This window comes from Nocardia sp. CA-135398, assembly GCF_050955845.1.
Taxonomy (GTDB): Bacteria; Actinomycetota; Actinomycetes; order Mycobacteriales; family Mycobacteriaceae; genus Nocardia.
This window is the reverse complement of record NZ_CP192084.1, coordinates 4,168,666-4,183,523: the sequence shown is the minus strand read 5'-3', so window position 1 is coordinate 4,183,523 and position 14,858 is coordinate 4,168,666. Positions and strand designations below refer to the sequence as shown.

Sequence of the window (14,858 nt, the reverse complement as noted above, 5' to 3'; positions counted from 1 at the left end):
CATGACACTGACTCCCGTACTCACCCGGTATTGGGACGACCCGCAGTCCTGGACCATCGAGCACTACCGCGGCCACGACGGCTATCAGGCATTACGCAAGGCCCTGCGGATGGAACCCGATCAGGTCATCCAGACCATCAAGGACGCCGGTCTGCGCGGCCGCGGCGGCGCGGGCTTCCCGACCGGTATGAAATGGAGCTTCATCCCGCAGGGTCCCGGACCCGATGGCGTCACCAAACCGCACTACCTCGTGGTCAATGCCGACGAGTCGGAACCCGGTACCTGCAAGGACATTCCGCTCATGCTGGCCACCCCGCACACCCTCATCGAGGGCGTCATCATCGCGGCGTATGCCATTCGGGCGGCGCACGCGTTCATCTATGTGCGCGGCGAGGTCGTGCCGGTGCTGCGGCGGCTGCAGGCCGCGGTCGCGCAGGCGTATGCGGCCGGATTCCTCGGCAAGAACATTCTGGGCTCGGGCTACGACCTGGAACTCATCGTGCACGCCGGTGCCGGTGCCTACATCTGCGGTGAGGAAACCGCGCTGCTGGATTCGCTGGAGGGCCGACGCGGTCAGCCGCGACTGCGGCCACCGTTCCCGGCCGTCGCGGGTCTGTATGCCTGTCCGACGGTGGTCAACAATGTGGAATCCATTGCGAGCGTGCCGCCGATCATCCTCAACGGCACGGCCTGGTTCCGGTCCATGGGCAGTGAGAAGTCACCGGGTTTCACGCTGTACTCGCTGTCGGGGCACGTCGCCCGGCCGGGGCAATACGAAGCGCCGCTGGGCATTACGCTGCGCGAACTACTCGGCTATGCGGGTGGTGTGCGTGCCGGACATCAGGTGAAGTTCTGGACGCCAGGTGGTTCGTCGACGCCGCTGTTCACCGACGAGCACCTCGACGTGCCACTGGACTACGAGGGTGTCGCCACAGCGGGATCCATGTTGGGCACCAAGGCATTGCAGATATTCGATGACACCACCTGCGTGGTGCGCGCGGTGCTGCGCTGGACCGAGTTCTACGCCCACGAATCCTGCGGTAAATGCACGCCCTGCCGCGAGGGCACCTACTGGCTCGTCCAGTTGCTGAAGCGGATCGAGGCGGGCCGGGGTACCGAATCGGATCTGGAGAAGCTCCTCGATATCAGCGACACCATCAACGGCAAATCGTTCTGCGCACTCGGCGACGGCGCGGCCAGCCCGATCATCTCCTCGCTGAAGTACTTCCGCGAGGAATACGTCGACCATCTGCGGCTCGACGGCTGCCCGTTCGATCCCGCGCGATCCACCGCCTGGGCCGAAGGAGTGAAATGAGCACAGTATCGCGCAGCGATTCGATGGGGGGTGGTGGCCCGGTGACGGGTGGGCCAGCCACCGTGAACACCAATGCCAGCGGACTCGTGCCCGCCGACCTGGTCACCGTCACCATCGATGACACCCAGGTCAGCGTCCCCGCGGGCACCCTGCTGATCCGGGCCGCCGAACTCATCGGCATCCAGATCCCGCGCTTCTGCGACCATCCGCTGCTGGATCCGGTCGGCGCGTGCCGCCAGTGCCTGGTCGAGGTGGAAGGGCAGCGCAAGCCGGTCGCGTCCTGCACCATGACCGTCGCCGACGGCATGATCGTGCGCACCCAACTGACCTCACCCGCGACCGCCAAGGCCCAGGAGGGGGTGATGGAGCTGCTGCTCATCAACCACCCCCTGGACTGTCCGGTCTGCGATAAGGGCGGTGAATGCCCGCTGCAGAACCAGGCGATGTCCAGCGGTCGGCCCGAAACCCGGTTCGACGGCGTGAAACGCACCTACCCCAAGCCGATTCCGCTGTCCACGGCGGTACTGCTGGACCGGGAACGTTGCGTGCTGTGCGCCCGCTGCACCCGCTTCTCCCAGCAGGTCGCCGGGGATCCGTTCATCGAACTCATGGATCGCGGTGCGCTCGAACAGGTCGGCACCGCACAGGCCGAACCGTTCGACTCCTACTTCTCCGGCAATACCGTGCAGATCTGTCCGGTGGGCGCACTCACCGGCACCAGTTACCGGTTCCGGGCCCGCCCGTTCGATCTGGTCTCCAGTCCGAGCGTCTGCGAGCATTGCGCATCGGGCTGCGCACAGCGCACCGACCATCGACGCGGAAAAGTGTTGCGCCGCTTGGCAGGTGACGATCCGCAGGTCAATGAGGAGTGGAACTGCGATAAGGGCCGGTGGGCGTTCACCTACGCCACCGAACGCGACCGGCTCACCACACCGCTGGTGCGCGGGTGGGACGGCAACCTCACCCCCGCGTCCTGGTCCGAGGCCCTGGCCGCCGCTGCGGAGGGTCTGGCCTCGGCCTTCGGCAGCGCGGGCGTGCTGGTCGGTGGTCGCGTCACCGAGGAGGACGCCTACGCCTACGCCAAATTCGCGCGAGTCGCGTTGGGCACCAATGACATCGACTTCCGCGCCCGGGTGCATTCGGCCGAGGAGGCGGACTTCCTCGCCGCCCGTATCGCCGGACAGGGTGTCACGGTCGACTACGACGCCCTGGAGAACGCGCCGGTCGTACTGCTCGCCGGACTGGAACCGGAAGAGGAGTCGCCGATCATCTATCTGCGGCTGCGCAAGGCGGCACGCAAGCACGGTATGCCGATCTTCTCGCTCGCCGCTTATTCTTCGCGTGGGCTGGATCGGATGTCGGGCACGCTGTTGCAAACCGTGCCCGGGGCCGAACCCCATCTGCTCGATGTCCTGCGCACCGGTGAGACGGACGCTGCCGCTGTGGCGACGGCCGCACAGTTGCTGCGTCAGCCGGGTGCGGTAGTGCTGGTCGGTGAGCGGATGGCCGGAATTCCCGGCGCACTCTCGGCAGCGGTGCGGCTCGCCGACGAAACCGGTGCCGCCCTGGCCTGGGTGCCGCGGCGCGCCGGCGAACGCGGTGCGGTCGAGGCGGGCGCGCTGCCCGGGCTGCTGCCCGGTGGTCGCCCGGTCGTGGATCCCCGTGCGCGCCAACAGGTTCGCACGATCTGGAATGTCGACGAACTGCCGGTCACCTCGGGTCGCGATACGGCTGCGATTCTGGAGGCCGCGCCGACCTTGGGCGCACTGGTCATCGGCGGTGTGGATATCGCCGATCTGCCGGACCCCGAGGCGGCGCTCGAGGCCATCGACGCCGCCCGCTTCGTGGTCAGTCTGGAACTGCGGCACAGTGCGGTCACCGAACGCGCCGATGTCGTCTTCCCGGTGGCCTCGGCAATGCAGAAATCCGGCACCTTCCGCACCTGGGAGGGTCGGCCACGGCAATTCGATGCGGCACTGGGCGATTCGATGGTGCGCCGCGAACCCGCACCACTGTCGGATCAGCGGGTGCTGCAGGCCATCGCGGGCGAGATGAAGGTGGCACTCGGACTTCCCGATACCGAATCCGCGCGCGCCGAACTCGCCGAACTCGGCGCCTGGGACGGTCCGTCGGTGCCCGCCCCCGCGCACCGGCCGCACCCGGTGACCCAGCCCAATCCCGGCACCGCCATCCTGTCCGGCTGGCGGATGCTGCTGGATCAGGGCCGCATGCAGGACGGCGAGCCGAATCTGGCGGGTGTCGCGCGGCCGCCGGTGGTGCGGCTGTCTCCCGCCACCGCCACCGAAATCGGTGCCGCCGATGACGATCAGATCGTCGTCGCCACCGATCGCGGCACCGTCACGCTGCCGCTGCTGATCACCGATCTGCCCGATCGGGTGGTGTGGCTGCCGCTGAACTCGCCGGGCTGCTCGGTCAACGAACAGCTCGCCACCCAGCCGGGCGGTGTGGTGCAGCTGCACCGCGCCGACGAGAGGATGAAGGAACACCGCCATGAGTGATCTCTCTCTTTTCGGCCACGACCCGCTGTGGCTCGTCATCGGAAAATCCCTGGCGATCTTCGCCTTCCTGCTGCTCACGCCGATGATGGCGGTCTATCTGGAGCGCAAGATCGTGGCCTGGATGCAGATGCGCGTCGGTCCCAACCGAGTCGGCCCCAAGGGCACGCTGCAGGCCGTCGCCGACGGCGTGAAGATGGCGCTGAAGGAAGATATCGTCCCGGCCATCGTCGACAAGCCGATTTTCATTCTGGCGCCGGTCATTTCGGTGGTGCCCGCCTTCATGGCGTTCGCGGTCATCCCGATCGGGCCGGAAGTATCGATCCTCGGCCACCGGACCGCACTGCAGCTCACCGATCTGCCGGTGGCGGTGCTCTACATCCTGGCCATCACCTCGATCGGCGTGTACGGCATCGTGCTGGCGGGCTGGTCATCGGGTTCGACCTACCCGCTGTTGGGCGGCTTGCGCTCGACCGCGCAGGTGATCTCCTACGAGATCGCGATGGCGCTGTGTTTCGCGACCGTGTTCCTGCTCGGCGGGACCATGGCGACCTCCGGCATCGTGAAAGCGCAGGAGGGCACCTGGTACGTCTTCCTGCTGCTGCCCTCGTTCCTGATCTACTGCGTGTCGATGGTCGGTGAGACCAACCGTGCGCCGTTCGATCTGCCCGAGGCCGAGGGCGAGCTGGTCGGCGGCTTCCACACCGAATACTCCTCGCTCAAATTCGCCATGTTCATGATGGCCGAATACATCAATATGGCAACGGTTTCCGCGCTCGCCACCACGCTGTTCCTCGGCGGCTGGCACGCACCGTTCCCGATCAACCTGTGGGACGGCGCGAATTCCGGCTGGTGGCCCGCGCTGTGGTTCATCGCCAAGATGTGGACGTTCCTGTTCGTGTTCATCTGGTTGCGCGGCACGCTGCCCCGCCTGCGCTACGACCAGTTCATGAATCTCGGCTGGAAGTTGCTGATTCCGACGTCGCTGCTGTGGGTCATGGTGGTCGCCACCGCGCGGCTGCTGCAGAACGAGGGCTACCAGATCCAGACGCCGCTGCTGGTGACCAGCGGAATCGTCATCTCCGGACTGATCGTGCTGATGTTCCTGCGGGCCGGGCGCAAACAAGGCGCGCCGCCCACGGTCGAGGAACCCGCCCCGGCGGCATCGGGCAGCGCGGTCTTCCTCGGGTTCCCGACGCCACCGCTGCCGGATCCATCGACGCGACGGCCGGAACCCGAGGCGGGCCTGCTGGAACCACTGATGGGCTTCGCGGTGACCTTCCTGACCATGTTCAAGAAACCCAACACCGAGTCCTATCCGGAACAGAAGGTGCCGACCGCACCCCGCTATCACGGCCGCCACCAGCTCAACCGGCATCCGGATGGTCTGGAGAAGTGCATCGGCTGCGAACTGTGCGCGTGGGCCTGCCCCGCGGACGCGATCTACGTCGAGGGCGCGGATAACACCGAGACCGAACGCTTTTCACCCGGCGAGCGCTACGGACAGGTCTACCAGATCAACTATCTGCGCTGCATCGGCTGCGGATTGTGCATCGAGGCGTGCCCGACCAGGGCGCTCACCATGACCAACGAGTACGAGATGGCCGATGACAACCGCGCCGATCTGATCTACGAGAAGGACCGGCTGCTTGCCCCGCTGGAGCCCGGTATGACCGCACCGCCGCACGCCATGTATCCCGGTGCGACCGAAGGCGATTACTACCGCGGCAATGTCCCGGGCGGTGAAAGCGGTTCGGATAGGAAGCCCGCCGCCGCGGGCGCGGAAGGAGGTGCGCGGTGACCGAATTCATCCTGGCCGCCCAGACATCGGCGGCCGAGCCACTGACCCACACCTCGACCGGCGAGGCCGTCCAATTCTGGATCCTCGGCCCGCTCGCCGTCATCGGCGCGCTCGGCATGGTGTTCGCGGGAAAGGCCGTACATTCGGCGATCTGCCTGGCCGCCACCATGATCGTGCTGGCCACCTTCTATATGGCCCAGGACGCGCTGTTCCTCGGCGTCGTGCAGATCGTCGTCTACACCGGCGCGGTCATGATGCTGTTCCTGTTCGTGCTGATGCTGGTCGGTGTCGACTCCCCCGAATCGCTCGGGGAAACACTGCGCGGACAGCGGCTCTCGGCCACCGCGGTGGGACTCGGCTTCGGGTTGCTGCTGATCAGCGGCATCGCCAACGGCATCCGCAACTCCGGGATCACCTATCCGGCAAAGGGATTCGCCTATCAAGATGTGATCGGCCAACTCGCCGAACTGATCTTCGTCCGATATGTGTGGGCCTTCGAACTCACCGGCGCGCTGCTCATCACGGCCACCATCGGCGCGATGATCCTTGCGCACCGGGAGAATTTCGGGCCACGCCTGGATCAGCGGGAGCTCTCGCGCCGCCGCTTCCGCGGCGCCTACGATCCGGCCAGGCCCGCCGAACGCGCCACCCCACTGCCGACGCCCGGTGTGTATGCGAGGCACAACGCGGTCGATATTCCGGCGCGGCTGCCGGACGGATCCTTCGAGGAACTGTCGGTCAGCACCATCCTGCGGCACCGCCGCACCAGGGCGCTCACCGAGGCGGCGGTCATCTCGGTCGGTACGACCCCGACCTTCGCCTCCGAGGTCGACGAGCCCGAAACCCCCGCCCGCGAGGCAGACGAGGAAGGCAAGCGGTGAATCCTGAGAACTACCTGTTCCTGTCCGCCCTGCTGTTCACCATCGGCGCGGCCGGTGTGCTGCTGCGGCGCAACGCCATTGTGGTGTTCATGTGCATCGAGCTGATGCTCAATGCGGTCAATCTCGCCTTCGTCACCTTCGCCAGGCTGCATTCGAATCTCGACGGTCAGGTATTCGCGTTCTTCACCATGGTGGTGGCCGCGGCCGAGGTCGTCGTCGGACTGGCCATCATCATGACCATCTTCCGCACCCGCCGTTCGACCTCGGTCGACGACGCCAACCTGCTGAAGTTCTGACGTGGATACCGCAACGCTCTGGGTGCTGCCCGCCCTGCCGCTGGCCGGGGCAGTCGTACTGCTGTTGGTCGGGCGCTACAGCGATAAGTGGGGGCATCTGCTCGGCTGTGCCACGGCGCTGGCCTCGTTCGGCTTCGCCGTCGTCGCCTTCTTCCACATGCTCGACCGTGCCGACGCCGCCCGCGCGATCCACAATGACTTTTTCAGCTGGGTGCCCGTCGATGGGTTGCAGGTGGACTTCAGCCTCCAATTGGACCAGCTGTCGGTGTGTTTCGCGCTGCTGATCACCGGCGTCGGATCGCTGATCCACATCTATTCCGTCGGCTATATGAACCACGATCCGGGACGGCGGCGGTTCTTCGCCTACCTGAATCTGTTCCTGGCGGCCATGCTGCTGCTGGTGCTGGCGGACAACTACCTGGTGCTGTATCTGGGTTGGGAGGGCGTCGGTCTGGCCTCCTATCTGCTGATCGGTTTCTGGTACCACAAGCCGACCGCGGCGACCGCGGCCAAGAAGGCGTTCGTGGTCAACCGGGTCGGCGATATGGGGTTGGCGATCGCCATGTTCACCATGTTCGCGACCTTCGGCTCGATCGACTTCGGCTCGGTGTTCGCGACCGCGCCGAAAGCGGGCGAGGGCACGCTCACCGCGATCGGGTTGTTGCTGCTGCTGGCCGCGTGCGGTAAGTCCGCGCAGGTGCCGCTGCAGTCCTGGCTCGGTGACGCGATGGAGGGTCCGACTCCGGTCTCCGCGCTCATCCACGCGGCCACCATGGTGACGGCGGGTGTGTATCTGATCGCGCGCTCCGGACCGATCTTCGATCTCGCGCCCAACGCACGACTCGGCGTGGTGCTGGTGGGTGCGGTGACGCTGCTGTTCGGCGCGATCGTCGGTTGCGCGAAGGACGACATCAAGAAGGCACTGGCGGCATCCACCATGAGCCAGATCGGATACATGGTGCTGGCCGCGGGCCTCGGCCCGGCCGGATACGCGATCGCCATCATGCATCTGCTCACCCACGGCTTCTTCAAGGCCGGACTGTTCCTCGGAGCCGGATCGGTCATGCACGCGATGGACGACGAGACCGATATGCGCCGCTACGGCGGACTGCGCAAAGTGCTGCCGGTCACCTACATCACCTTCGGGCTCGGCTATCTGGCGATTATCGGGGTGCCGCCGTTCGCCGGATTCTTCTCCAAGGATCGGATCATCGAGGCGGCGTTCAATCAAGGTGGCACAAGCGGTTTGGCTTTGGGCGCGGTGACGCTGTTCGGTGCCGGGCTGACCGCGTTCTACATGACGCGCGTGATGATCATGACGTTCTTCGGCGAGCGTCGCTGGCCCGAACACTTATGCGGCTCCGCCGCGGGGGCCGATAAGCACCCACACGAGGCACCGGCAGTGATGACCGGCCCCATGATTCTGCTCGCGATCGGTTCGGTGGCCGCGGGTGGGTTGTTCGTCCTCGGGTCGTCACTGCAGAACTGGCTCGAACCCGTCGTCGGGGCACATCACGGCGAGGAGGTGGTGCCCGCGGGTGTGGTGACCGTACTGGCGCTGCTCGTGGTCGCCGTCGGAATCGGCTTCGCCTACTACCAGTACGCCCAGCGTGAGGTTCCCGAGACCGCGCCGGAAGCGGTGTCGGCATTGACCATCGCGGCCCGCAAGGATCTCTACGGCGACGCGTTCAACGAGGGCGTATTCATGCGTCCCGGTGCGTATCTGACGCGGTCACTGGTCTTCCTCGACAATCGCGGCATCGACGGCATCGTCAACGGGACCGCCGCACTGATCGGCGGACTGTCCGGGCGCATCCGGAAGGTGCAATCCGGGTTCGTGCGGTCCTATGCCCTGTCCATGTTCACCGGCGCGGCACTGGTGGCCGCCGCCCTGCTGGCAGTGAGGCTCTGGTGAGTGACTATCCCTGGTTGACCACGCTGTGGTTGTTGCCCGTCGTCGGCGCGGTGGCGGTGCTGCTGTTGCCCGCGTCGCGGCGCACTCTGGCGCGCGGGCTGGCATTCGGTGTCGCATCGGCGGTGCTGGTGCTCGGCATCGTTCTGGCCGTGCGCTTCGAACCCGGTGGGGCGCAGTATCAGTTCGTCGAATCGCATGAGTGGATTCCGGCCTTCGGCGCGGGATACACGCTGGGGTTGGACGGGATCGCGCTGGTACTGGTGCTGCTCACCACCGCGCTGGTGCCGCTGCTGATCCTGGCCGGTTGGAACGATGAGCGCGAGGTCGGCAGCGGGCGTCGGGTGTCGCACACCTATGTCGCGTTGACGTTGCTCGTCGAGGCGATGGTGCTGATTTCCTTTGTCTCGCTCGACATTCTGCTGTTCTACGTATTCTTCGAGGCGATGCTCGTCCCGATGTACTTCCTCATCGGCGGATTCGGGCCACGCAGTGCCGATCTCGCACATCGCCAGCAGCGCTCGCGGGCGGCGGTGAAGTTCCTGCTGTACAACCTGTTCGGCGGTCTGATCATGTTGGCCGCGGTGATCGGGTTGTATGTACTCACCGCACGGCAGGGACTCGGATCCGGATCGTCGGGCACCTTCGATTTCCGCACCGTGGTGGCCGCGGCCAATACCGGACAGCTCGGCGCCGGTCCGGCGGTGCTGAATGCGCTGTTCCTCGGGTTCATGTTCGCCTTCGCGGTGAAGGCGCCGCTGTGGCCGTTGCACACCTGGCTGCCGGATGCCGCGGTGGCCGCGACGCCGTCGAGTGCGGTGCTGATGATGGCAGTGGTCGACAAGGTCGGCACCTTCGGTATGTTGCGGTACTGTCTGCTGCTGTTCCCGGATGCCTCGGGAACCTATGCGCCCCTGGTGATCACGCTCGCGGTGATCGGCATCATCTACGGCGCGCTGCTGGCCATCGGACAGACCGATGTGATGCGCCTGATCGCCTACACCTCGATCTCGCACTTCGGCTTCATCATTCTGGGCATCTTCGCGATGACCAGTCAGGGACAGACCGGGGCCACGCTGTACATGGTCAACCACGGCATATCGACAGCGGCACTGTTCCTGATCGCGGGATTCCTGGTGTCGCGCAGGGGAACTCGGGCGATCGCCGCCTACGGCGGGGTGCAGAAGGTGGCGCCGGTGCTGGCGGGCACCTTCTTGATCGCCGGTCTCGCCACCCTGTCACTGCCCGGTCTCGCGCCGTTCATCAGCGAATTCCTGGTGCTCCTCGGCACATTCACCCGGTACGGATTCGCGGCGGTCATCGCCACCGGAGCGTTGGTGTTGGCGGCACTGTATGTGCTGTGGATGTACCAGCGGATGATGACCGGGCCGGTCAAGGAGGGCAACGAGCGGCTCTATGACCTGGTGCCGCGCGAGGTGGCGGTGGTGCTGCCGTTGATCGCGGCGCTGCTGTTCCTCGGTATCTATCCGAAACCGGTGCTGGACTTCATCAATCCCGCGGTGGGTCAGACGCTGACCACCATCGGCGTCCACGATCCCGCGCCGAAGACGCCCGCGATCCCCGCAGCAGGGGCCGATCACGGAGGTGCCCACAAATGAGCAGTCTGCTCGCGGCGAGTATGCCCGCGCCGAGCATCGAATACGCCGAGCTGTCGCCGATGCTGATCGTGTTCGGGGTGGCAGTGGTCGGGGTGCTCGTCGAGGCTTTCGCACCGCGTCGCCACCGGTACGCCATCCAGGTGCCACTCGGGCTTGCTGGGTTGGTCGCGGCGTTGGTCGCGGTGCTGCGGTTGTCCGGCACCGAGGCGACCGCGATGGTCGGTGCGGTGGCGATCGACGGTGTGACGCTGTTTCTGCAGGGCACGATTCTGGTGGTGTCGATTCTGGCGCTGCTGTTCATGGCCGAGCGCGGTGCGGAGCCGCGGCCGCAGGCGCGTTCCGGTCCCGGGACGTGGAGTGTGGCCGCCGCTGCCGCCGTCGGCGGTGGTGTGGACGCGTTCACACCGCAGGCCTCCGCGGTGCCCGGTAGTGCGGGTGAAATGGCCGCTGTCCGTGCGGGTGTCGCGACCACCGAGGTATTCCCGCTGACCATGCTCGCGATCGGTGGACTGCTGCTGTTTCCGGCGTCGAATGATCTGCTGACCATGTTCGTGGCGTTGGAGGTGTTGTCGCTGCCGCTGTATCTGCTGTGTGGGCTGGCACGGCGCAAGCGGTTGCTGTCACAGGAAGCGGCGCTGAAATACTTTCTGCTCGGGGCGTTTTCGTCCGCGTTCTTCCTCTACGGCGTCGCCCTGCTGTACGGGCAGGCGGGGACGGTGAAACTCGGTGGGATCGCCGATGCGATAACCCGGCATCCGCAGAACACCACCCTGGCGTTGCTGGGGGTTGCGATGCTGGCGGTGGGGCTGCTGTTCAAGATCGGCGCGGTGCCGTTCCAGTCCTGGGTGCCGGATGTGTATCAGGGCGCGCCGAGTTCGGTCACCGGTTTCATGGCCGCTGCGACGAAGATCGCCGCGGTCGGTGCGCTGTTGCGGGTGCTGCAGATCGCCGTGCCCGGTCTGCGGGACGACTGGCGTCCGGTGCTCGCCGCCATCGCTATCGCGACCATGGTGATCGGTGCGGTCATGGCGATCACCCAGACCGACGTCAAACGCATGCTCGCGTACTCCTCGGTCGCACATGCCGGATTCATCCTGACCGGTCTCGCCGCGGCGAACGAGGCGGGCACCTCGGCCATCCTGTTTTATCTGTTGGCATACGGCCTCGGCACGCTCGGCGCGTTCGCGGTCGTCAGCCTGGTCCGCGATACCGAAGGTGACGAGGCCACCGCGATGTCGCAGTGGGCCGGTCTCGGCCGCCGGTCCCCCTGGCTGGCAACGGTTTTCGCGCTGTTCCTGCTCTCGTTCGCGGGCCTGCCCCTCACCGGTGGCTTCGTCGCGAAGTTCGCGGTCTTCCAAGCCGCCGCCTCCGGCGACGCCGCCTACCTGGTGATCGTCGGTGTCATCTCCAGCGCCATCGCCGCCTTCTTCTACATCCGCGTCATCGTCCTGATGTTCTTCACCGACCCACCCACCGACGCCCCGACCGTCGCCGCCCCATTCCTGACCACTACGGTCGTTGCATTCACCGCGGGCGCCACCGTCCTGCTCGGCATCATCCCGCAAATGCTGCTCGACTTGTCCGACCGCGCATCAACTTTCGTCCGCTGACCCGTCACCCACACTGCCGCACCCCACAGGGGTGCGGCAGTGTCGCATTTCAGAGGGCGCCTGCAAGTCGTGTTGCGGCGTACACGAGCATGTCGCGTCGGACACCGCCGATCTCCTGGTACTTGTGTAGCAGGCCTTCACAGAGGTATCCCCCGGTTTCGGCTACGTGTATCGACCTCGTGTTCCATGGCTCGATATAGAGCTCGATCCGGTGCAGGGTGGAGATGGTCCAGGCGAAGGTTGTCAGGGCTTGCAGTGCCGCACCTGCGAATCCGCGGCCGCGGAGTGCCGGGGCGACCGAGTAGCCTACTGCCGCTCGTCCTTTCGCCAGATTTTGCAGCCACAGCCCGATAGCGCCGACAGCGTTGTCGGTATCGGCGTCGGCTATCGCGAAGGAGAAGCCGATTCCTTCGGCGTGTCTGCCGCGTTGACGGTGCACCCAGTCCAGTGCCTCCGCGGCGGTCGGAAAGGCGGGCAAACTACCGATCAACGGGATGTAGGGGTCCGCGCCCATATCGATCGCGAGATGGGTGTCGGTTTCGGTGAACTCCCGCAGGATGATCGGGCCGCTGGTCAGCGGTGTACTCGGCCAAGGTGGTAGCTGTTGTGTCATGGGTCCCCTCGCGGTTCAGTGCAGGTATGAGGCTCCGTTGACGTTCAGGACTGCCCCGGAACTCCAGGTTGCTTCGGGTGACGCCAAGTAGCGGACGGCGGAGGCGATTTCCTCGGGCTGGGCGACGCGGTCGAAGGGGCTTTGGGCGCGGACCTCGTCGGTGACGCGAGAGGCGACGCGTTCGGTTGCGACGAAACCCGGTGCGACCGAGGCGACGGCGATGCCGTAGGGGGCCAGATACACCGCAAGCGATTGACCGAGGGCATGGACGGCTGCTTTGGAGGCACCGTAGGCGGGGTAGTCGGGTTCACCGCGGAATGCGCCGCGGGAGCCGATATTGATGATGCGTCCGGGCACCTTGTTATCGATCATGTGGCGCGCGGCGCAGTAGGAGACATTGGCCGTGCCGAACAGATTGACGTCCACGGTCTTGCGCCACACGTTCTGCCAGTCCGGGTACGAGGTTTCCGCGAGGGGATGCGGAAGGTTCACCGCCGCATTGTTGACCAGCACATGCACTGTGCCGAGTTCCTCGATCGACGCCGCGACGATCGCTTCGGCCGCTTCCGGGGAACCGATATCGCCGTCGACGAGGATATGCCCGTCGCCGGGTAACCGGCGCAATGTCTCCTCGGCATCGGTCCGCGCGGAGGAGTAGTGCACCGCCACCCGATCACCGTTCTCCGCGAACGCCACCGCAACCGCCCGACCGATCCCCCGCGAAGCTCCCGTCACCAACACACCACGATTCATCCCACCACCCTGCCACGAGCATTTCGCTGCTCTCACGATGGGGACGAGGTACCAGGTCCCGGCTCCGAAACGAGCTCGGCGCGGGGATGGCACCTCGTTCGCCCAGCGCGCCCTGCGACATGGCGTGGCGATCCTGCCCGGCGCCGGTCTCGACGCCTGGCGTCACCGGCACTGGCTGTTCAGCATGCCCGGCCCGAGACGTGAGACATGGTCTCGGCGTGGAAACATCACTGTGCGTGAGAGATGCGGTACGGCCGTTCTAAGCAGCACCTCCGAGTACCGCACGCAACCGGACGGCGAAACCGGTTGGGTCCTCGACGAATCCGGTATGTCCGCCGGGGAATACGGTCGGAGTCACCCCGATGGCTGCGCCGAGTGCCCGTGACGTGCGGTCGCAATGTTGGCCGGTCGATTCGGAGCCGATGCCGATTACCATGCGCACCGGAGTCGCTTGCAGCACAGTGATATTCGGCTCCCACGTAGTGGTGCCACGCAGCTCGTGATCGAACCAGTAGCGCTCGCTGGCCAGCTGGCGCGGGTCGCGCTCGCCGCCGAATACCTGCTGTAGCACCGGTTCCGGCATCATGATGTTCGCGTTGGCCATGAACTTGCGCCACGCGCCGAGCGCATCACCGCTGCGGTAGGTGGCGATCACGTCTTCGGTTCCCGCACGGACCTGGTCGCGTTCGGCCAGGAGTTCACCCAGCGGCGGTTCGTGGGCGATCACGGTGGTGACCAGATCCGGCTGGGATTGGACAAGGGCCAATGCCGTCACAGCGCCGCCACTGGAGCCGAATACAGCCGCGGGGCCGATGTCGAGGTGGGTGATGAGGCAGGCCAGGTCGTCGGCGCGCAGCTGCGGTGTCGAGTCCTGTTCCGGGTCGTCGAGCACGCTGCCTTGATGGCCGCGCGGGTCGGTGGTGAGCACGGTGTGGTCGGTGGCGAGCAGTTCCGCCAACGGCGCGAAGGCCGCCGCATCCATCGGGGCGCCGACCAGTGCGACCAGCGGTCCGGTACCACGCACCTCGTAGTGCAGTCGCGCGCCGGCCACGTCGAGGGTGTGTGTGGTGGCGGTCGAAGTCGGGGTCATCAAGATCTCCTCGAGCAAATAGTCATGGTCTGCCGAGAAGGTTGACCGGACTTACCGCACGAATTAATCGGTCCGCCACCAACTCTTATTTCGAAGGTTGCTGGAGATGTCTCTGTGCTGGATCGGCCGGGCAACGGCTGGAGGAGCTGGCCGGGCGACGGTGCGGACGTTCCGCCCGCCGATGATGGCGACCAAGAGCAGTTCCATCGACATCTCGAGCAGCGCAACATCTTCGCCGTCACGGTGGCGTGAACCGCTGTCGCATCTGCAGCCGGGTGAGGTGTGCGAGGCCGCCCGCGACGCCGGCATGAACGCGGTGGACCTCCCGGTGGAGCCGGGCGCGTTGCTGTCCGAGCACGCGGCCAGGCTGGACGAGATGTACCTGGGAGTCGCCTCCCGGTTGGATTCCGATCTCCGGAAACGGTGCCCGCGTCACCGATCTCGGGCTGTCG

General features: G+C 66.0%; 12 protein-coding genes. 9 read left to right on the top strand and 3 right to left on the bottom strand.

Going from position 1 to position 14,858, the window contains the following annotated elements; translation table 11 throughout:
• Position 1 precedes the first annotated feature (1 nt).
• The 8 genes from nuoF to nuoN are packed head-to-tail and all read left to right on the top strand — an operon-like array spanning position 2 to position 11,950.
• Positions 2 to 1,315, top strand: coding sequence for an NADH-quinone oxidoreductase subunit NuoF (gene nuoF / locus ACQP1T_RS18125; RefSeq protein WP_433761712.1), 1,314 nt, complete (start codon positions 2 to 4; stop codon positions 1,313 to 1,315).
• 23 nt (positions 1,316 to 1,338) lie between these two features.
• The gene (locus ACQP1T_RS18120; protein ID WP_433762240.1) at positions 1,339 to 3,834 is read left to right on the top strand and encodes an NADH-quinone oxidoreductase subunit G; all 2,496 of its coding nucleotides are present in this window, start codon (positions 1,339 to 1,341) and stop codon (positions 3,832 to 3,834) included.
• Positions 3,827 to 5,632, top strand: a complete 1,806-nt coding sequence (nuoH, locus tag ACQP1T_RS18115; RefSeq protein WP_433761711.1) for an NADH-quinone oxidoreductase subunit NuoH — start codon at positions 3,827 to 3,829, stop codon at positions 5,630 to 5,632. The genes ACQP1T_RS18120 and nuoH overlap by 8 nt, the downstream gene beginning before the upstream one ends.
• Entirely contained in the window at positions 5,629 to 6,513 is an 885-nt protein-coding gene (locus tag ACQP1T_RS18110) for an NADH-quinone oxidoreductase subunit J (RefSeq protein WP_433761710.1), read from the top strand. Before nuoH ends, ACQP1T_RS18110 begins: the two co-directional genes overlap by 4 nt.
• Complete coding sequence (nuoK, locus tag ACQP1T_RS18105; protein WP_062982135.1) at positions 6,510 to 6,809, top strand: NADH-quinone oxidoreductase subunit NuoK; 300 nt, start codon at positions 6,510 to 6,512, stop codon at positions 6,807 to 6,809. The genes ACQP1T_RS18110 and nuoK overlap by 4 nt, the downstream gene beginning before the upstream one ends.
• Position 6,810: 1 nt before the next feature.
• The gene (nuoL, locus tag ACQP1T_RS18100; protein WP_433761709.1) at positions 6,811 to 8,724 is read left to right on the top strand and encodes an NADH-quinone oxidoreductase subunit L; all 1,914 of its coding nucleotides are present in this window, start codon (positions 6,811 to 6,813) and stop codon (positions 8,722 to 8,724) included.
• On the top strand, positions 8,721 to 10,340 hold the full coding sequence (locus ACQP1T_RS18095) for an NADH-quinone oxidoreductase subunit M (protein WP_433761708.1): 1,620 nt from the start codon (positions 8,721 to 8,723) through the stop codon (positions 10,338 to 10,340). Before nuoL ends, ACQP1T_RS18095 begins: the two co-directional genes overlap by 4 nt.
• Entirely contained in the window at positions 10,337 to 11,950 is a 1,614-nt protein-coding gene (gene nuoN / locus ACQP1T_RS18090) for an NADH-quinone oxidoreductase subunit NuoN (RefSeq protein WP_433761706.1), read from the top strand. The genes ACQP1T_RS18095 and nuoN overlap by 4 nt, the downstream gene beginning before the upstream one ends.
• Before the next feature lie 49 nt (positions 11,951 to 11,999).
• Here nuoN and ACQP1T_RS18085 read toward each other — a convergent pair whose 3' ends face one another.
• The 3 genes from ACQP1T_RS18085 to ACQP1T_RS18075 all read right to left on the bottom strand — a co-directional run bounded on the left by ACQP1T_RS18085 (position 12,000) and on the right by ACQP1T_RS18075 (position 14,406).
• Positions 12,000 to 12,563, bottom strand: a complete 564-nt coding sequence (locus ACQP1T_RS18085; RefSeq protein ID WP_433761705.1) for a GNAT family N-acetyltransferase — start codon at positions 12,561 to 12,563, stop codon at positions 12,000 to 12,002.
• 15 nt (positions 12,564 to 12,578) lie between these two features.
• On the bottom strand, positions 12,579 to 13,298 hold the full coding sequence (locus tag ACQP1T_RS18080) for an SDR family NAD(P)-dependent oxidoreductase (protein WP_433761703.1): 720 nt from the start codon (positions 13,296 to 13,298) through the stop codon (positions 12,579 to 12,581).
• Positions 13,299 to 13,575: 277 nt separating this feature from the next.
• Positions 13,576 to 14,406 carry an alpha/beta fold hydrolase gene (locus ACQP1T_RS18075; protein WP_433761702.1) on the bottom strand — a complete coding sequence of 277 codons (831 nt, stop codon included), beginning with the start codon at positions 14,404 to 14,406 and terminating at the stop codon, positions 13,576 to 13,578.
• Positions 14,407 to 14,520: 114 nt separating this feature from the next.
• Here ACQP1T_RS18075 and ACQP1T_RS18070 point away from each other — a divergent pair, with 114 nt between their 5' ends.
• Complete coding sequence (locus tag ACQP1T_RS18070; protein ID WP_433761700.1) at positions 14,521 to 14,658, top strand: hypothetical protein; 138 nt, start codon at positions 14,521 to 14,523, stop codon at positions 14,656 to 14,658.
• The last annotated feature ends 200 nt before the right edge of the window (positions 14,659 to 14,858 follow it).

What these genes read in the sequence shown, in the direction of transcription:
- nuoH (WP_433761711.1), top strand. Translation starts at nt 3,827, where the DNA reads ATGAGTGATCTCTCTCTTTTCGGCCACGACCCGCTGTGGCTCGTCATC.
- ACQP1T_RS18120 (WP_433762240.1), top strand. Translation starts at nt 1,339, where the DNA reads ATGGGGGGTGGTGGCCCGGTGACGGGTGGGCCAGCCACCGTGAACACC.
- nuoN (WP_433761706.1), top strand. Translation starts at nt 10,337, where the DNA reads ATGAGCAGTCTGCTCGCGGCGAGTATGCCCGCGCCGAGCATCGAATAC.
- ACQP1T_RS18085 (WP_433761705.1), bottom strand. Translation starts at nt 12,563, where the DNA reads ATGACACAACAGCTACCACCTTGGCCGAGTACACCGCTGACCAGCGGC.
- ACQP1T_RS18075 (WP_433761702.1), bottom strand. Translation starts at nt 14,406, where the DNA reads ATGACCCCGACTTCGACCGCCACCACACACACCCTCGACGTGGCCGGC.
- nuoF (WP_433761712.1), top strand. Translation starts at nt 2, where the DNA reads ATGACACTGACTCCCGTACTCACCCGGTATTGGGACGACCCGCAGTCC.